The following is an 18,507-nucleotide window of genomic DNA, read 5'->3' on the forward strand; positions in this document are numbered from 1 at the left end:
CCGTATATGGACTCCCCCCGGTTTGCCAGTGAAACGCTGTGTCGACGACCTTGGTACGACTGCTTCCGTATATCCGGCTTTCGAGGGGGCTCTGTTTGCCCCGAGCCATGATGAATATCCGCTCATGTGCGCCTGATCGCCCTAGCGGCCTTGGTGAGCAGAGGGTCTGGGGTACAAGCAGGTTTCACACATGCCGGTTCGCCCGGTTCGTCATCGCTGCATGTCACTGTGCAATCGTGGTGGATCTACCGCTCAACGTCTCCCAGGCTTTACAGCCCGGGGGCCTCAGCTAGGCCGATAACCCTCGCCCCGGCTGAGGATCGCCCAGACGATCCGGGCGTTCTTGTTCGCCAGGGCCACCGTGGCGATGTTCGGGTTGCGCCGGCACACCAGCTGCCGAAGCCACTGGCTGCGTCGATCCGCCTTGTCCTGGCAGTGCCTGAACACCGCTCGGGCGCCGTGAATCAACAGGGTCCGCAAATAGGTATCGCCTCGTTTGTTGATCGAGCCCAGGCGCTCCTTGCCGCCGCTGGAGTGTTGGCGAGGAACCAACCCCAGCCAGGCAGCGAACTGCCGGGCGCTGCGGAACTGTCGGGCATCGCCCACGGCCGACACCAGGGCGGTGGCCGTGATCGGACCGATACCCTCGACCTGCATCAGGCGCCCCACGCGCTCGTCCTCGCGGGCCTGGCGCCGGATCATGTCGTCGAGACGGGACAGCCGCGCGTCATGCTCGTCCAACTCGCCACGCAACTCCGCCAGCAGCTCGCGCATCTGCCCAGGCAGGCCGTTCTGCGCATCCAGGGCCGTCTGCGCCAGTCGGCGGGTAGCCGCAATGCCGTGCCGGCTTTCGACCAGGCCAAACTCGCCCAGCAGTCCGCGAATCTCGTTGACCAGCGCCGTCCGCGCCCGGATCAGGCGGCTCCTGATCCGGTGCAGCGCCTGGCCGGCCTGCTGCTCGGCGCTCTTCACCTCGACGTAGCGCATGCTCGGTCGACTGGCTGCCTCGCAGATCGCCTCGGCGTCATTGGCGTCGTTCTTGCCGCTCTTGACGTAGGGCTTGACGAACTGCGGTGCGATCAGACGCGCCTCGTGCCCGAGGGTCCGCAGTTCCCGCGCCCAGTAATGGGCACTGCCACAGGCCTCCATCGCCACCGTGCAGGGCTCGAGTCGACGAAAGAAGTCCAGCATTTGCGAGCGTTTGAGCTGCTTGCGGCAGACCGCCTGTTCGTGGCTGTCGACGCCATGAAGCTGGAACACCTGCTTTGCCAAATCGACGCCTATCCGCTTGAGTTTCATGGGGACTCCCTCCTTCTGATGACTGCTGTTTCCAGCAACTTCAGTCTGGCGCGTTGACGCCGTAGGAGGGGGGAGTCCATTTCATTGCCCTACGCAATCAACCGGCGTAGAGCTGTTCTTCCAGTTCCTGCACGGCCTTGGTGTAGCCGGTCTTGCCGCCGAAGGCCTTGACCAGTTCGATGGGCGCGCCGATCCGGCTGAACGGGTCGAGCTGGAGGATCTTGATGTCCTCGATATGCTCGATGCCGGTATCGGCGTACTTGTCGAGCAGCGCCTCCAGCACCTGGCGGGCGGCGCCGGAGTACTTGGCGAAGTAGTTGCGCTTTTTCACCTGCTCGGCACGCTCGCGGCGGCTCAGGGCCGGCTGGTCGAAGGCGACGTGGCAGATCAGGTCGAAGGGGTCGAGCTGCGTGCCCTGCTTTTTTTCCACCTCTTCGGCGAGGGCTTCCCAGAGAATGCCCTGGGCGGCCAGTTCGTCGATGATCGCCCTCTTCTGCTCGGCGTCGCTCCAGCGGCGCAGGAAGTCGTCCAGCGAGGCGAACTGCTTCTGCACGCAGGCGCGGGTGTAGTCGCGCAGGGATTCGGTGATCAGCTTGCCGTCCGGGCCGTAGTACTGCACGCGCTCGGCGACGACATAGACCGGGATGCTGTCGACCACATATTTGATGCGCTTCTTGCCGTCGTCCTCGCTCATGTCCGGCAGGCCGGTGTCGCTGTCATCGGCCTGGCCGTGGTCTCCGGCGACGGTGCCGTCGCTCTCCTCCTGGTCGTCGGGCGGTACGGGCGAGTCCTCACCCTGCGGCGTGTAGACCTGCACCGGCTCGCCGTCGAAGGCCGGGTCGGCGAACAGCTCGGTGGCCTTCTTGAAGTCCATGATGGTGAACCAGTACTTGCCGTAGTCCTCGTTGATGCGCGTGCCGCGGCCGATGATCTGCTTGAACTCGGTCATCGAGCGGATGTGCTGGTCGAGGACGATCAGCTTGCAGGTCTGGGCGTCGACGCCGGTGGTCATCAGCTTGCTGGTGGTGGCGATGACCGGGTAGCGCTCCTCGGGGTTGATGAAGTTGTCCAGCTCGGCCTTGCCTTCCTGGTCGTCGCCGGTGATGCGCATGACGTACTTGCGGTTTTCCGCCACCCGCTCGGGGTTGAGGTTGACCAGCGCCTGGCGCATGCGCTCGGCGTGGTCGATGTCGTCGCAGAAGACGATGGTCTTCTGGAAGGGGTCGGTGGCCTTGAGGAACTCGGTGACCTTTTCGGCGACCTTCCGGGTGCGCGCCTCGATGACCAGCTGGCGGTCCATGTCCTCAAGGTTGTAGATGCGGTCCTCGATCGGTACGCCGTGCTTGTCGCGCATGCCCTTGGGCGGCCGCCAGCCGAGCAGATCCTTGTCGAAGTCGATGCGCACCACCTTGTAGGGGGCGAGGAAGCCGTCCTCGATGCCCTGCTTGAGGCTGTAGCTGTACACCGGCTCGCCGAAGTACTGGATGCTGGAAACCTCCTTGGTTTCCTTGGGCGTAGCGGTCAGGCCGATGTGGGTGGCGTTGGCGAAGTAGGCGAGGATCTCCCGCCAGGCCGAGTCCTCGGCGGCGCTGCCGCGGTGGCATTCGTCGATCACCACCAGGTCGAAGAAGTCCGGGGAGAACTGCCTGTAGACGTTCTTCTCTGCCTCGCTGCCGGTGACGGCCTGGTACAGCGACAGGTAGATCTCGTAGGAGGTGTCGATCTGCCGCCTGGCGATCTTGGTCATCGCCGGGCCGAACGGCTTGAAGTCGTTGTTGCGGGTCTGGTCGACCAGGATGTTGCGGTCGGCGAGGAAGAGGATGCGTTTCTTCTGCCGCGACTTCCACAGCCGCCAGATGATCTGGAAGGCGGTGTAGGTCTTGCCGGTGCCGGTGGCCATCACCAGCAGGATGCGCTCCTGCCCACGGGCCACCGCCTCGACGGTGCGGTTGATGGCGTTGATCTGGTAGTAGCGCGGCAGGCGCCCTGAGCCGTCGTCGTAGTAGGGCGCCTCGACCTTCTGGCGGATCTCGTCGTCCAGGCCCTTCCACTGGCAGTAGCGCTGCCAGAGTTCGGCGGGGCTGGGAAACTGCGCCAGGCTCAGCTCGGTTTCCGTCTGCGCGCCGGTGCCGCTGCGGTCGTGGAACAGGAAGCCGTCGCCGTTGCTGGAGAACACGAAGGGCACGTCCAGCGCGTCGGCGTAGCCCAGCGCCTGCTGCATGCCGGCGCCGACCGAGTGCCGGTTGTCCTTGGCCTCGACGACGGCGAGGGGCAGGTTGGGCTGGTGGTAGAGGATGTAGTCGGCGCGCCTGGCCTCGCCCCGGCTGTGCAGCTTGCCGCGCACGACGATGCGGCCCTTGGTGAAGCTGACTTCCTCGCGGATCTGCTTGTGCAGGTCCCAGCCGGCCTGCTGGATGGCCGGCATGATGAATTTGCTGCAGATGTCCCGTTCGGAGAGCGACTTTTTGTCCATTGCCTGATCCTTTTCGAGCCGGCATGGACGGGCCATTCCGGCACAGCTGAGTCCCTGCACTGCTGAGCGTGCCCGGATGGGGCGAATGTACAGGGTTCGGCATCGATTGGGGGCAGGCTGTCCACGCCGGAGCGTGGGCACGATCAGGCAGGGGATGGGCTGCCGGGTCGGCCTTCTCAGCGGAACGCCATCGCCATCCTCGGCCGCTCCGCTGCCGGCAGGTACTGGCGGAGGTCGGTGTCGGGGTGTTCTGCGGGGCGGGCGAAGAGGTAGCCCTGCAGCAGGTCGACGCCCATCTCGGCGAGGGTGGCCAGTTCTTCGGGGCGTTCGATGCCCTCGGCGACGATCCGGGCGTTGGAGGCTCTGGCCATGCGCAGGAGGGAGTCGACGAATTCGCGCTTGAGCGGGTCGCGGTCGATGCCGTCGATGAAGTGGCGGTCGATCTTCACGTAGTCGGGGCGCAGTTCGGACCACAGGCGCAGGCTGGCGTAGCCGGCGCCGAGGTCGTCGAGGGCGATGGAGAAGCCCATCGCGCGGTAGTGGCGCAGGGCGGCGTCGAGCAGGGCGAAATCCTCGATGGGGCTGTGTTCGGTCAGCTCGATCACCACCTGCTGCGGGGCGATGCCCAGTTGCCGCAGCAGCTGCAGGGTACGCCCGCTGCGGTGTTCGGGTTCGAGGAGGACTTCCGGCGAGACGTTGAGAAACAGCCGGCCGGCGAGGCCGCGTTCGCGAAAGCGCTGGCAGGCGGTTTTCCGGCACAGGGCTTCCAGCTCGCTGAGCCGGCCGGCGAGGCGGGCGGCGCCGAACAGCGGCAGGGGTGCGTGCAGGGGGCCGTTGGAGGGACCGCGGGTCAGCGCCTCGTAGCCGTGGATGCGCCGCTCGGAGAGGCTGAGGATCGGCTGGAACAGGGTGTTCAGGCTGCCGCGGGCGAGGATCAGGTCCAGGGCGCTCAGCTGCTCGGTGACGGTCATGGTAGGGCTGCCTGGGGAGAGAGGGCCGAAGGCCGGGGGGTGTGCCCTAGCATTTCACGGCAGGCCCATGACATTTTTATGACGGGCGTACCAAATCGTCGAATAATGCTGGCGCCCGCACGGTACGGGGCTTTCCGCCGTTTCGGAGGGGGCGGGCGGCGCCCTGGTTTCCCGTTCGTTGATGGTGTCTCGAGCGGCTCCGACATAGCATGGCTTTCCTTTTGTCCACACACCTTCGTATCGACCGTGAAATTCCTCATCCTTGCCGTTCTGGTTTTTTCCGTCGGCTACGTGCATCGGCGTGGCCGGGTCCGCCACACGCTCGCCCGCCAGCTGACCGACCATTCGAGCTTCCTGGCGCCGCTGAACACCCTCCTGTACCTGACCTCCCGCGTGCCCAACCGGCCCTACCTGCCCCCCGACGACTTCCCCGAGATGAAGCCCCTCCAGGACCACTGGGAGACGATCCGCGGCGAGGCGCAGGCGCTGTTCGAGGCCGGGGCGATCAAGCGTTCCGACGTCTACAACGACGCCGGCTTCAACTCCTTCTTCAAGAGCGGCTGGAAGCGCTTCTACCTGAAGTGGTACGGCGACGACCATCCTTCGGCGAGCAAGCTGTGTCCGCAGACCACCGCGCTGCTGGCGGAGATCGGTTCGGTCAAGGCGGCGATGTTCGCCGTGCTGCCGCCGGGGGCGCGGCTGGTGCGCCACCGCGATCCCTACGCCGGTTCGCTGCGCTACCACCTGGGCCTGTCCACCCCCAACGATCCGGGCTGCTTCATCAGCGTCGACGGCGAGCCCTATGCCTGGAAGGACGGCGAGGCGGTGGTGTTCGACGAGACCTACATCCACCACGCCGAGAACACCACCGACCGGGATCGGCTGATCCTCTTCTGCGACATGGAGCGTCCGCTCAAGTACGGCTGGGCGACCGCCCTCAACCGCTGGTTCAGCCGCACCGTGATGGGGGCCGCCAGCTCGCCCAACGATGCCGGCGACAGGACCGGCGGGGTGAATCGGGCCTTCAAGTACCTCTACCGGCTGCGCCTGCAGGGCAAGGCGCTGAAAAAGCGCAGCCGCAACCTCTACTACACGCTGAAATGGAGCACGCTGGGCGGTCTGTTCGGACTGCTCCTGCTCGACTGAGGTCGCCGGGCGAGCCGGCGAGCGGGCTGCCTGGCGTGGCCCGGTGGCGTCTCGGAGGCCGCGAAACCGTTCCCGCAGGGCGCCGGAGCCGGTTGCCCCCGAGGGGGAAATCCGTTATGCAGGACCGTAACCCTGTCGCTCGGGCGCGACCGGCGCCTGTCGGGCCAGGGACGACGACAACAAGAACGGAAACCCCTCCATGACAGCATCCCCCTTCGTCATCCTCGGTGCCGGCCTGATGGGCATCGGCATCGCCACCCATTTCGCCCGCCATGGTCACGCCGTTTTGCTGCGCGACCCCTCGGCGCAGCGGCTCGCCGAGGTGCCGGTCGTGGCCCGGGGCATCCTGACCGAGCTGGCCGACGCCGGACGTTTCGACCGGTCGCTGACCGAGGCGACCCTGGCGCGGCTCGCCACCACCGCACGGCTCGAGGAGGTCGCCGGCGCGCGGCTGCTGATCGAGGCGATTCCCGAGCGGCTCGATCTCAAGCGGGCGCTGTATGCCGAGTTGGAGCGGCTCGTCGATGCCGAGGCGATCATCGCCAGCAACACCAGCGGCCTGCCGCCGGACGCGCTGGCCGAGGGTATGCACCATCCCGAGCGGCTGCTGATCGCGCATTTCTGGAACCCGCCGCACCTGATCCCGCTGGTGGAGATCGTTCCGGGCAGCGCCACCCGCGCCGAGCATCTCGAGAGCGTCCGCGCGCTGCTGGCGGGGATGGAACTGGAGGCCGTGGTGCTCGACAAGGCGATCCCCGGGTTCGTCGGCAACCGCCTGCAGTTCGCCATCCTCCGCGAGGCGCTGCACATCGTGCAGAGCGGCGCCGCCAGCGCCGAAACCGTCGACCGGGTGATGCGCGCCTCGCTCGGCCGCCGCTACGCCATGGTCGGTCCGCTGGAGGCGGCCGACATGGGCGGCCTGGATACCTTCCTGGATATCTCCCGCCATCTGATGCCGACCCTGGCCAAGGACGAAAGCGTCCTGGCTATGCTCGAGGAGACGGTCGGCGGGGGTCGCACCGGCCTGCGCAGCGGCGAGGGGTTCTATCGCTGGGACGATGTCCGCCGCGAGCGGATTCTCCAGCGCCGCGCCCATCAGCTGCGCCATGCCCTGAAGCCTTGAGTCGCGCCGCGCGCCGTCTGGCCGGCCGCGCTGCCGGGACTGGCGAAGCGGCGCCGAAGATGGGAAGCCCTGCAGGGCGTCGAGGGAGAAAACAGCCCGTGAGGGCCGTTGGAAGAGCATAAAACCAACAAGGAAGACCGCGATGACTACCTATGCCACAGACAGTCGCTATGCCGAAGAAGAAGACAGTCGCTATGCCCGTTTCGCCATCCGCTGCTCGAACTGGGCCGAGCGCTGGTTCCCCGATTCCTGGGTTTTCGCCGTGCTGGCGGTGGTCGTCGTCGCGCTGGCGACGCTGGCCATGGGCGCACGCCCGGCCGCGACCGCCAAGGCCTTCGGCGACGGTTTCTGGAGCCTGATTCCGTTCACCATGCAGATGGCCTTCGTGGTCATCTGCGGCTACGTGGTCGCCAGCTCGCCGCCGGCGGCCCGGCTGATCGACCGGCTCGCGGCTGTGCCGAGCAACGGCCGCACGGCGGTCTGCTGGGTGGCCCTGGTGTCGATGCTGGCCTCCTTGCTGAACTGGGGCCTGAGCCTGGTGTTCGGCGGGCTGCTGGTGCGCGCGCTGGCACGGCGCGAGGAGCTGCGGATGGACTACCGCGCCGCCGGTGCCTCCGCCTATCTGGGGCTGGGCGCGGTGTGGGCGCTCGGCCTGTCCTCCTCGGCGGCGCAGCTGCAGGCGAATCCGGGCAGCCTGCCGCCGTCGATCCTGTCGATCACCGGGGTGATTCCCTTCACCGAGACGATCTTCCTCTGGCAGTCAGGGGTGATGCTGGTAGCGCTGATCGGGGTGTCGCTGCTGATCGCCTACGCCACCGCGCCGGGCGCCGCCAGCGCCCGCGTCGCCCAGGACTGCGGGGTCGACCCGGGCTTCGCGCCGCCGCCGCTGGCGCCGCGCACGCGGCCCGGCGAATGGCTGGAATACAGCCCGCTGCTGATCGTCCTGCTGGTGCTGCTCGCCGCCGGCTGGCTGGCCCAGGAGTTCGCCAGCAAGCCGGCCATCGAGGCGATTTCCGGACTCAATACCTACAACCTGCTGTTCCTGATGCTCGGCGCGCTGCTCCACTGGCGGCCGCGCAGTTTCCTCGACGCCGTGGCGCGGGCGGTCCCGACCACCGCCGGGGTGATGATCCAGTTTCCGCTGTACGGCTCCGTCGCCGCGATCATGACCAAGGTCGCCGGTGGCGACGGCCAGACCCTCGCGCACCACATCTCCACGCTCTTCGTGCAGATCGCCTCGCACGATACCTACGCCCTGCTGATGGGGGTGTATTCGGCCGTGCTCGGCTTCTTCATCCCGTCGGGGGGCGGCAAGTGGATCATCGAGGCGCCCTACGTGATGCAGGTCGCCAACGAGCTGCACTACCACCTGGGCTGGGCGGTGCAGATCTACAACGCAGCCGAGGCGCTGCCCAACCTGATCAACCCCTTCTACATGCTGCCGCTGCTCGGCGTGCTGGGGCTGAAGGCGCGCGACGTGATCGGTTTTTCCTTCGTCCAGTTGCTGGCGCACACACCGCTGGTGCTGGTGCTGCTCTGGGCGCTGGGGACCACGCTGGAGTACCGGATGCCGGTCATGCCCTGACGGGGGCGGCCCCGGCGCAGCCAAAAGCGGGCCACCCGGGGTGGCCCGCTGGGCTCAGGGGGTACTGGCGGAGGCCGTCGTCGTCACGCTGTTGCGTTCCCAGCCGCCGCCGAGCGACTTGTACAGGCCGACTTCGCTGTTCAGCTGCTGCAGGCGGTCGGTGAGCAGCTGCTGCTGGGCGGCGAAGAGTTCGCGCTGGGCGTCGAGCACCGTCAGGTAGTTGTCGACGCCCTCGTCGTAGCGCTGGCGGGCCAGCTCGTAGTAGGCCTGGTTGTTGTCGACCAGGTCGCCCTGGGCCTTGAGCTGGTCGTCGTAGGTGCCGCGCGCGGCCAGGCCGTCGGCGACCTCGCGGAAGGCGGTCTGGATGCTGTACTCGTAGCCGGCGATGTTGATGTCCTTCTGCAGCTTGGCGTATTCCAGGTTCGACCTGAGCCGCCCGAAGGTGAAGATCGGGACGGTGATCGTCGGCACGAAGCTCCAGGTCCCCGAGCCGGCGTCGAACAGGCCGGACAGGTCGCGGCTGGCGGTACCCGCCCGGGCGGTCAGGCTGACGCTCGGGAAGAACGCCGCGCGCGCCGCGCCGATGCTGGCGTTGGCGGCCAGCAGGCGGTGTTCGGCGGCGCGGATGTCCGGCCGGCGCAGCAGCAGGTCCGAAGGCAGCCCGGCGGGGAAGTCGGCGAGCATGGCGTCCTTGACCTCGAGGCCCGCCGGCAGGTCGGCGGGGATCGGGCCGCCGATCAGCAGCTGCAGGGCGTTGGCGTCCTCGGCGATCTGCCGGGTGTAGAGCGCCTTCTGCGCGCGGGCCTGGTCGACCAGGGTCTTCGCCTGGCGCACGTCGAGCTGCGAGGAGATGCCGACTTCCTCGCTGGCCTCGATCAGTTTCAGGCTCTCCTGGTAGCTGGCCAGGGTCGACTCGGTCAGCTTGAGCTGGGCCTGGTCGGTGCGCCAGGCGAAATAGGCGGTGGCCACGTCGCCGACCAGGGCAATGTGCACGTTGCGCCGGTCTTCCTCGGTGGCCAGGTAGTCCTCCTCGGTCTGGCGGGTGAGGCTGCGGATGCGTCCGAAGAAGTCCGCCTCCCAGGCGCTGGTGCCGAGCGTCACCGAGTGGTGGGTCTGGATGAAGGCCTCGGCCTTGGTGGTGGTCGTGCTGGTGCCCGACTGGCCGCCGCCGCTGCCGCTGCCGCTGCCCCCGGAACCGCCGCCGCCGCCGCTGCGATAGTCGGCCGGCCAGCGCTGGCGGCTCTGGGTGCCTTCCACGCCGATCTCCGGGAACAGCTCGGCGCGCTGCACGCGGTACAGCGCCCGGTAGGCTTCCACGTTGAGCACCGCCTGGCGCAGGTTGCGGTTGTTGTCCACGGCCAGCTCGACCATCCGCCTGAGCGCCGGGTCGCGGAAGAACGCCTCCCAGCCCAGGTCCGCGGCCGGTCCGGCGGCCGGCTGCTCCGGCGCATAGGCCGCGCCCTGCGGCCAGGCGGCGTCGACCGGCGCTTCCGGGCGCAAGTAGTCGGGGATCAGGGTGCACCCCGGCAGCGCCAGGGCGCAGGCCACCGCCAGGCTCAGGTATCCGTGCTTCATCCGATTTGCGCGAGAAACTCCGTCCTTTAGGGCGGGGAGGGATAGCGCGGCGCTCGCAGAGCGCCCCTGTTCTCGCTGCCTCCTTCTCAGGTGGTTGCTATCTTTACATTGATTTGTTTATTCAGAGACATGACGAAACGCGCCTACCAATACCGCTTCTACCCAACTCCCGAACAAGCAGAACTGCTTGCCAGGACGTTCGGGTGCATGCGTTTCGTCTACAACTCGGTGTTGCGCTGGCGTACCGATGCGTTCTTCAAGGAACAGCAGGCGGTCGGTTACACGCAGGCCAGCGCCCGGCTGACGGCGATCAAGACGCTGCCGGAAACAGCCTTTCTCAACGAGGTGTCGAGCGTCCCGCTCCAGCAGTGCCTCCGCCACCAGCAGGCGGCGTTCAAGAGCTTCTTCGAGGGACGGGCCAAGTACCCGGCCTTCAAGAGCAAGAAGCACCGGCAGTCCGCCGAGTTCACCCGTTCGGCCTTCCGTTACCGTGACGGAACGCTGTTCCTCGCCAAGTGCGACGAGCCTCTGGCTATCCGCTGGAGTCGGCCACTTCCCTGTGAGCCTTCTACCGTTACCATCTCCAAGGACTGCGCAGGCCGGTACTTCGTCTCCTGCCTGTGCGAGTTCGAGCCAGAGGCCCTGCCCGTCACGCCGAAGACGATCGGCATCGACCTGGGCTTGAAAGACCTGTTCGTCACCTCCGAGGGCGAACGAGTCGGCAATCCCCGCCATACGGCCAGATACGCCGCCCGCCTTGCCAAAGCGCAACGTCGACTGAGCAGGAAGACGCTCGGCTCGAAGAACCGCGCCAAGGCTCGGCTGAAGGTGACCCGTATTCACGCCAAGATCGCCGATTGCCGGACGGACCGCTTGCACAAGCTGTCCCGCAGACTGATCAACGAGAACCAAGTGGTCTGCATCGAGTCCCTCGCCGTGAAGAACCTGATCCGCAACCCGAGACTGAGCAAAGCCATCGCCGATGCCGGCTGGGGCGAGTTCGTCCGCCAGCTGGAATACAAGGGTGGCTGGGCCGGGAGGCAGGTGGTCGGGATCGACCGCTGGTATCCCAGTTCCAAGCGCTGCTCGCGTTGCGGGAACACAGTCGCTTCCCTGCCCATGCAGATCCGCTCCTGGACCTGCCCGGAGTGCGGAACCGCGCATGACCGCGACGTGAACGCCGCGGTCAACATCAAAGCCGCCGGGCTGGCGGTGTTAGCCCTTGGAGAGAATGTAAGTGGCATCGGTCAAGTACCGTTGTCCTGTTCTCGTTGAATTGGGAATTCCCTTCCTTCAGGGAGGGGAGCAGTCAAGCAGTCACTCCTTGCGTTTCTTCGGCCGTCTTCTCTTTCCTTTCGAACACCCTGGCCACCGTGACGTAGAACAGCGGCACGAAGAATATAGCTAGGAAGGTCGCCGCCAGGGTCCCGCCGAGCACGCCGGTGCCGATCGAGTGCTGGCTGCCGCTGCCGGGGCCGATGGCGATGGCCAGCGGCAGCACGCCGAGGGCGAAGGCGATCGAGGTCATGATGATCGGCCGCAGGCGCAGGCGCGCGGCCTCGCTGGCGGCCTGCAGCAGGGTGCGGCCCTGGTGTTCGTGGAGGTCCTTGGCGAACTCGACGATGAGGATCGCGTTCTTCGCCGCAAGACCCATGGTGGTGAGCATGCCGACCTGGAAGAACACGTCGTTGGACAGCCCGCGCAGGATCGTGGCGGCCACCGCGCCGAGCACCCCGAGCGGTACCACCAGCATCACCGAGAAGGGCACCGACCAGCTTTCGTACAGTGCCGCCAGGCAGAGGAACACGATCAGCAGCGACAGCGCGTAGAGCGCCGGGGCTTGCGAGCCGGCGGCGCGTTCCTCGTAGGACAGCCCGGTGTAGGCGATGCCGATGCCCGGCGGCAGCTGGGCGGCGATGCGGTTCACCACCGCCATGGCGTCGCCGGTGCTGTAGCCGGCGGCCGGCTGACCGAGGATCTCCACCGAGCCGATGCCGTTGTAGCGCTCCAGCTTGGGCGAGCCGTAGACCCACTGGCCGCTGGCGAAGGCCGAGAAGGGCACCATCTCGTCCTGGGCGTTGCGCACGTACCACTTGTCGAAGTCTTCCGGGGCCAGGCGCGCGTCCTGCTTACCCTGGACGTAGACCCGCTTGACCCGGCCGCGGTCGATGAAGTCGTTGACGTAGGACGAACCCCAGGCCACCGACATGGTGTTGTTGATCTCCTCGATGGAGACCTGCAGCGCACGAGCCTTCTCGTCGTCGATGGTCACCTGGTACTGCGCCTCGTCGTCCTTGCCGTTGGGGCGCACCATGGTCAGCATCGGCTCCTGCGCGGCCAGCCGCAGGAACTGGTTGCGCGCCGCCATCAGCGCCTCGTGGCCGAGGCCGGCGTAGTCTTGCAGGAAGATGTCGAAGCCGGTGGCGTTGCCCATCTCGCGCACCGCCGGCGGCACCACCGGGATCACCATGGCATCCTTGATCCTGGCGAAGCGCACCGCCGCCCGCTGGGCCAGGGAGAAGATGTCCAGGCCGGGGCGCTCGCTGAAGGGTTTCAGGCTGACGAACAACAGGCCCGAGCTCTGCCCGCGGCCGGCGAAGTTGAAGCCGTTGACGGTGAACGCCGAGGCCACGGTGGCGCCTTCCTCGTTGAGCAGGTAGTCGCGCGCCTCGGCCAGCACCGCTTCGGTACGCTCGGCGCTGGAGTTGGGCGGCAGCTGCACCTGCACGAACAGCGTGCCCTGGTCCTCGTTGGGCAGGAAGGAGCCGGGCAGCTTCTGGAACATGAAGGCGACGCCGCCGATCAGCAGTAGGTAGATCAGCATGAAGCGCCAGCGCCGCTTGATGATCCCGCCCACGCCGCGCTGGTAGCCGTCGGCGCTGCGCTCGAAGGTGCGGTTGAACCAGCCGAAGAAGCCGCGCTTCTCGTGATGCTCGCCCTGGGCGACCGGCGCGAGCAGGGTGGCGCAGAGCGCCGGGGTGAAGATCAGGGCGATCAGCACCGAGAAGGACATCGCCGAGATGATGGTGATCGCGAACTGCCGGTAGATGACCCCGGCGGAGCCGCCGAAGAAGGCCATCGGCAGGAACACCGCGGAGATCACCAGGGCGATGCCGACCAGCGCGCCGGAGATCTGCCCCATCGACTTGCGGGTCGCCTCCTTCGGCGACAGGCCTTCCTCGACCATGATCCGCTCGACGTTCTCCACCACCACGATGGCGTCGTCGACCAGCAGGCCGATGGCCAGCACCATGGCGAACATGGTCATCACGTTGATGGTGAAGCCGCAGGCGAACAGCACGCCGAAGGTGGCCAGCAGCACCACCGGCACCGCCAGGGTGGGGATCAGGGTGGCGCGGAAGTTCTGCAGGAACAGGTACATCACCAGAAAGACCAGCACGATGGCCTCGAACAGGGTGTGCACCACCGCTTCGATGGAGGCGGAGACCATCGGCGCGGTCTCGTAGGGGTAGACCACCTCGACGCCTTCGGGCAGGTAGGGCTTGAGGTTGTCCACCGTCTCGCGCACCGCCTTCACGCTGTCCAGCAGGTTGGCGCCGGGGGCCAGGCGCAGGGCCATGCCGGCGGCCGGCATGCCGTTGTATTTGGAGGCGATGGAGAAGTTCTCGGCGCTCAGGCCGACCTCGGCGACGTGCTTGAGGCGGATCTGCGAGCCGTCGCGGTTGACCTTGAGGAGGATCTCCTTGAACTCGTCGGCGGTGCGCATCCGAGTCTTGCCGATCACCGTGGCGTTGAGCTGCACGCCCTTGCTGGCCGGCAGGCCGCCGAGCTGGCCGGAGGAGACCTGCACGTTCTGCGCGGAGACGGCGTCGACCACGTCCTGCGGGGTGAGCTGGTAGCTGTTGAGCTTCTCCGGATCGAGCCAGATGCGCATCGCATACTGCGAGCCGAACACCTGGAAGTCGCCGACCCCCTTGGTCCGCGAGATCGGGTCCTGGAGGTTGGAGGTGATGTAGTTGCCCATGTCGAAGCCGGACATCCGCCCGTCGGTGGACACCAGGCCGAGGATCAGCATGAAGTTGACCTGGTACTTCACCACCCGGATACCCTGGCGCTGCACTTCCTGGGGCAGCATCGGGGTGGCCAGCTGCAGCTTGTTCTGCACCTGGACCTGGGCGATGTCGGGGTTGATGCCCTGCTCGAAGGTCACGGTGATCTGCAGGCTGCCGTCGGCGTTGCTGACCGAGGAAATGTAGCGCAGCCCGTCGAGGCCGTTGAGCTGCTGCTCGATCACCTGCACCACGGTGTCCTGCACCGTCTGCGCCGAGGCGCCGGGGTAGGTGACGCTGATCTGGATCGCCGGCGGGGCGATGTTGGGGTACTGGGTGATCGGCAGCTTGAGGATGGCCAGGCCGCCGCCGAGCATGAGCACCAGGGCGATCACCCAGGCGAAGATCGGCCGGTCGATGAAAAAGCGCGACATGGCTCAGCGTCCCCCTTGGCCGGTGGCCGGGGCGAAGTCGGCGACCAGGTTGACGTTGCCGGCCTCGACCGGCTTGACCGTGGCGCCGCCGCGCACCCGCTGGGTGCCTTCGACGACGATCCGCTCGCCGCCGGCCAGGCCCTTGCCGATCAGCCAGGCGTTACCCACGGTGCGCAGGGTTTCCAGTTCGCGCAGCTCGACGCTGTTGTCCGGCTTGACCACCCAGGCGGTGGCGACGCCGCGGACATCGCGAATGACCGCCTGCTGCGGGACCAGGATGGCGTTCTGCTGCACGCCTTCCTTGAGCTGGGCGTGGACGAACATGCCGGGCAGCAGCTTGCGCTCGGGGTTGGGAAACACCGCGCGCAGGGTCACCGAGCCGGTGCCCTGGTCGACGTTGACCTCGGAGAACTTCAGGGTGCCGGTCAGCGGATAGACGCTGCCGTCCTCCAGGGTCAGGCTGACCTCGGCCTGGTCCTTGCCGCTGCTCTGCAGGCGGCCGGACTCCAGCGCGCTGCGCAGTTCGAGGAGGCGGACGATCGGCTGGGTGACGTCGACGTAGATCGGGTCGAGCTGGTGCACCGTGGCCAGCGCCTGGGTCTGGCCGGTAGTGACCAGCGCGCCTTCGGTGATGGTGGAGCGGCCGATGCGTCCGCTGATCGGCGCCAGCACCTTGGTGTACTGCACGTCGATGCGCCGGACCCGCACCTCGGCCTGGGCCTGCTTCAGGGCGGAGATGGCGTCGTCGTACTGCTGGCGGCTGACCGCGCTGGTCTGCAGCAGGCGCTCGTAGCGCCTGGCGAGGTTCTCGGCGTTGGCCAGGTTGGCTTCGCTGCGGGCCACTTCCGCCTCGTAGGTGCGCGGGTCGATCTGGTAGAGCGGCTGGCCTTTCTTCACCTCGCTGCCTTCGGTGAACAGGCGCTCCTGGAGGATGCCGCCGACCTGCGGGCGGACTTCGGCGACGCGGAAGGCCGAGGTGCGGCCCGGCAGGTCGGTGGTCAGGGTCAGCGGCTGGGCCTGCACGGTATACACGCCGACTTCTGCGGGCGGGGGTGCGGGGGCGGCCGCCTGCTCGGCCTCCTTGCACGCCGCCAGCAGCAGGATTGCGGCCAGCGGCAGGCTTTGGATGAAGGGGAACGGCGCTCTGCGTTTCACGGGGCGGGTCTCCTGACGAAAGGGGGAAGGAGGATTTTTGTACCGTATTGCGGTGCAGTGTATCATTAGGTGGTTTTTGCGGGGTAATAGTGGATTCGTAAAAACCTGTGACAGACGAGAAAATGCCGGCCGGTCCAGGGAGGAGCGGCAGGGATGGTCGATTCGACGATTCCGCGCCGGGGTTGTGCGGACGGAGGGGCCGCGATGATTTTGACGAGTAGCCAGCGATGAGCAGACAAGAGCCGGAAAGCGGCGACGACAGCAAACAGGGCGGCATCCAGGTAATCGCCCGCGCCGCGGCGATCATGCGCACCCTGAGCGAGCATCCCCAGGGGCTCAGCCTGGCGGCCATCGCCCAGGCGGTGGGGTTGCCGCGCTCCACGGTGCAGCGCATCGTCTGCGCACTGGAGGCCGAATACCTGGTCGAGGCCCTCGGTCCCAGCGGCGGCTTTCGCCTGGGCGCAGCGCTGGGGCAACTGGTCCACCAGACCCAGACCGACATCATTTCCCTGGTGCGGCCCTATCTGGAGTGCCTGTCGAACCGGCTGCAGGAGTCGGTGGCCCTGTCCAAGCGGGCCGGCGAGAAGATCCACGTGCTCGACCGCATCGTCGCCGAGCGCGATCTGCGCGTGGTCTTTCCCATCGGCGCCTTCGCGCCCATGCATTCGACCTCGGCCGGCAAGGTGCTGCTGGCCGGCCTCGGCGACGACGAGGTGCGTGCGCTGTTGCCCGATCCGCTGCCGCTGATGACCCGCCACACCCGCGACCTGCCGGCCCTGCTGGCCGAGCTGGCGGAGATCCGCAAGAGCGGCTTCACCTTCGACCACGAGGAGTGCAGCGAAGGCATCAGCGGCGGCTCGGTGTCCCTGGACACCTACCTGGGCTGCTATGCGATCTCCGTGGTGCTGCCCGCGGCGCGCGCCGCCCGGCACATCGAGGCGATCCGCGAGGCGCTGCTGGCCTGCAAGCGCGACATCGAACGGGCGATCGGCCGCGCCGCCTGCCGGCGCTGAGCGGCGGCAGGCGCTATCCGTCGGGCGTGGCGAAGGGAATGGTTTCGCTGCCGCGGGCGGAGCGGCAGAACCCGGCCCCTGCGCAAGGGGGCTGCGCGGGGCCGGGCTGGCGGCTCAGGCCTGCAGGTCGGTGGTGCCGAGCAGTTCGAGTTGGGTGGCGTCGAAGGCGATGTCGGCCTCCGAGAGGCTGTCGACGAGGTTGCCGTCGAGGGCGATCTCGAAGTGGTTGCCCCCGGCGTCGGCCTCGCGGTCCTTGAGGTAGGTCTTGGTGCCGTCCTCGTTCAGCAGCAGGGCGAGGGTGCCGTCGTGACCATTGCCCAGGCCGCTGTAGCCGAGCCCGGAGAGATCGATGAGGTCGGCGCCCGGGGTGAAGTCGACGATGTCGTCGACCCGGCTGGTGTCGCCCTCGTAGTTGCGGAAGCTGTCCTGGCGGTCGGCGAAGCGGAAGGTGTCGGCACCGCCGCCGCCGCTCAGGGTGTCGCGCCCGGCGCCGCCGTCGAGCAGGTCGTTGCCCGCCGCGCCGTCGAGCAGGTCGCGCCCCTCGCTGCTGAGCAGTTGCGCCGCGCCGTCGACGCGGTTGCCCTGCACTGTGGCGTTCAGCGTCTCGTAGTAGTTGCCGGACACCCCGTCGTGGTCGTCGTAGTCCTCCAGGACGATTTCCGCCTTGCCGCCGCCCTGCGCATTGTCGTGAATGTCGTTGTCGAGGAGTTGCACGCCGTCGACGCCGCGCACGCGCACCCCGGCCGCGTCGTTGCCGTAGACCTCGGCGCCCTGCAGGCTGGCGTTGCTGGTCATCTTGATCAGTACGCCTTCCTCGCCGTTGTCGTGGTAGGAACCGCCCTCGATCTGGATGTTGTAGGGATGCTCGATGTCTTCCGAGCCGCGCTGGACCACCAGGCCATTGGCGCCGTTGCCGTAGGCGACGTTGTCGCGCAGGAGGATGTTGTGGCTGCTGGTGACAATGTTGAAGCCGTGGCGGCCGTTGTCGTAGGAGAGGTTGTTCTCGAAGGTGCCGTCGATCTGGAAGTCGCCGACGAAGCCGTCCTTGCCGTTGTCGTGGGCGACGCTGTCGCGGATCGTCAGGTTGATGGTCTGCTCGTGGGGGTCGAAGCCGTAGCGCGACACTTCGCGGATCTCCACCCGCTCGGCGGTGATGTTGTAGTCGGCGCCGTCCTTGCGGGGAATGTAGCCGGTGTAGAAGCCGTCGACCTCGCCCGAGGTGTGATCCTGGTTGCCGTCGATGGTCAGGTCGCTGATCCCGTAGTCGTGGGTCTCCTCGCCATTCTTCGAACGGATGATGCCGGTGAGCTTCTGGTCCCAGCCGTCGACCAGCTTGATCACCGTCTCGCCCATCCCGGCGCCGACGATATGCACGTTGCTCTTGATCATCAGCGCGCCGTCGGAGGCCTCGTCGCCGCCGCTGACCCGGTACTCGCCGGCCGACAGGCGAACGGTGCCGCCCCCGGCCTTGTAGGCGGCGTCTATCGCCGCCTGGATGGCATCCGTATCGTCGGTCTTGCCATCACCCTTTGCACCAAAATCCTTGACATCGAAATCCATCTACTCGCTTCCGTATACTGAATGCGCAGCCGAGCGCGGTTTGAAGGAGTCGAGGCGGGAAATGCCGGCTGGCCTTGCCCTGCCCCCGGCATCGTCGCGACTGTTCGACCTCTGCGCCCGAAGCGCTTCCGGGCGCTTGCGAAGGGCATGGAAAAACGCTCCG

10 protein-coding genes and 2 pseudogenes are annotated in these 18,507 nt (G+C 67.2%); 5 read left to right on the top strand and 7 right to left on the bottom strand.

Annotated features, from left to right (window positions below; all coding sequences use genetic code 11):
• Window positions 1-285 precede the first annotated feature (285 nt).
• The 3 genes and pseudogenes from BMY22_RS09305 to BMY22_RS09315 all read right to left on the bottom strand — a co-directional run.
• Entirely contained in the window at window positions 286-1,299 is a 1,014-nt protein-coding gene (locus tag BMY22_RS09305; RefSeq protein ID WP_090621431.1) for an IS110 family RNA-guided transposase, read from the bottom strand.
• Window positions 1,300-1,396: 97 nt separating this feature from the next.
• The gene (gene hsdR / locus BMY22_RS09310; protein ID WP_090621432.1) at window positions 1,397-3,772 is read right to left on the bottom strand and encodes an EcoAI/FtnUII family type I restriction enzme subunit R; all 2,376 of its coding nucleotides are present in this window, start codon (window positions 3,770-3,772) and stop codon (window positions 1,397-1,399) included.
• A gap of 200 nt (window positions 3,773-3,972) precedes the next feature.
• Window positions 3,973-4,743: pseudogene (locus BMY22_RS09315) on the bottom strand (EAL domain-containing protein); the annotation flags it as partial.
• A gap of 246 nt (window positions 4,744-4,989) precedes the next feature.
• Here BMY22_RS09315 and lpxO point away from each other — a divergent pair.
• From lpxO to BMY22_RS09330, 3 genes are all read left to right on the top strand, one after another.
• Window positions 4,990-5,889, top strand: a complete 900-nt coding sequence (gene lpxO / locus BMY22_RS09320; RefSeq protein ID WP_090621433.1) for a lipid A hydroxylase LpxO — start codon at window positions 4,990-4,992, stop codon at window positions 5,887-5,889.
• Between the two features lie 199 nt (window positions 5,890-6,088).
• On the top strand, window positions 6,089-7,012 hold the full coding sequence (locus BMY22_RS09325; protein WP_090621435.1) for a 3-hydroxyacyl-CoA dehydrogenase family protein: 924 nt from the start codon (window positions 6,089-6,091) through the stop codon (window positions 7,010-7,012).
• 142 nt (window positions 7,013-7,154) lie between these two features.
• Complete coding sequence (locus BMY22_RS09330) at window positions 7,155-8,597, top strand: short-chain fatty acid transporter (RefSeq protein ID WP_090621436.1); 1,443 nt, start codon at window positions 7,155-7,157, stop codon at window positions 8,595-8,597.
• A gap of 54 nt (window positions 8,598-8,651) precedes the next feature.
• On the opposite strand, the gene BMY22_RS09335 is transcribed toward BMY22_RS09330, so the two are convergent.
• Window positions 8,652-10,172 (bottom strand): efflux transporter outer membrane subunit, encoded by a 1,521-nt coding sequence (locus tag BMY22_RS09335; RefSeq protein WP_090621437.1) that lies wholly within the window; start codon window positions 10,170-10,172, stop codon window positions 8,652-8,654.
• Between the two features lie 129 nt (window positions 10,173-10,301).
• On the opposite strand from BMY22_RS09335, the gene BMY22_RS09340 reads away from it, so the two are divergent.
• On the top strand, window positions 10,302-11,447 hold the full coding sequence (locus BMY22_RS09340; RefSeq protein WP_090621439.1) for an RNA-guided endonuclease InsQ/TnpB family protein: 1,146 nt from the start codon (window positions 10,302-10,304) through the stop codon (window positions 11,445-11,447).
• Window positions 11,448-11,481: 34 nt separating this feature from the next.
• Here the strand turns inward: BMY22_RS09340 and BMY22_RS09345 are convergent, their stop codons facing one another.
• Both BMY22_RS09345 and BMY22_RS09350 read right to left on the bottom strand, forming a co-directional pair.
• Complete coding sequence (locus tag BMY22_RS09345; RefSeq protein WP_090621440.1) at window positions 11,482-14,616, bottom strand: efflux RND transporter permease subunit; 3,135 nt, start codon at window positions 14,614-14,616, stop codon at window positions 11,482-11,484.
• A gap of 3 nt (window positions 14,617-14,619) precedes the next feature.
• On the bottom strand, window positions 14,620-15,771 hold the full coding sequence (locus tag BMY22_RS09350) for an efflux RND transporter periplasmic adaptor subunit (protein WP_090621442.1): 1,152 nt from the start codon (window positions 15,769-15,771) through the stop codon (window positions 14,620-14,622).
• Between the two features lie 227 nt (window positions 15,772-15,998).
• On the opposite strand from BMY22_RS09350, the gene BMY22_RS09355 reads away from it, so the two are divergent.
• Window positions 15,999-16,784 carry an IclR family transcriptional regulator gene (locus tag BMY22_RS09355; RefSeq protein ID WP_090621443.1) on the top strand — a complete coding sequence of 262 codons (786 nt, stop codon included), beginning with the start codon at window positions 15,999-16,001 and terminating at the stop codon, window positions 16,782-16,784.
• 162 nt (window positions 16,785-16,946) lie between these two features.
• Here the strand turns inward: BMY22_RS09355 and BMY22_RS09360 are convergent.
• Window positions 16,947-18,344: pseudogene (locus BMY22_RS09360) on the bottom strand (right-handed parallel beta-helix repeat-containing protein); the annotation flags it as partial.
• Window positions 18,345-18,507 lie beyond the last annotated feature (163 nt).

The sequence above is a fragment of the Azotobacter beijerinckii genome, assembly GCF_900110885.1.
GTDB classification, from domain to species: Bacteria; Pseudomonadota; Gammaproteobacteria; order Pseudomonadales; family Pseudomonadaceae; genus Azotobacter; species Azotobacter beijerinckii.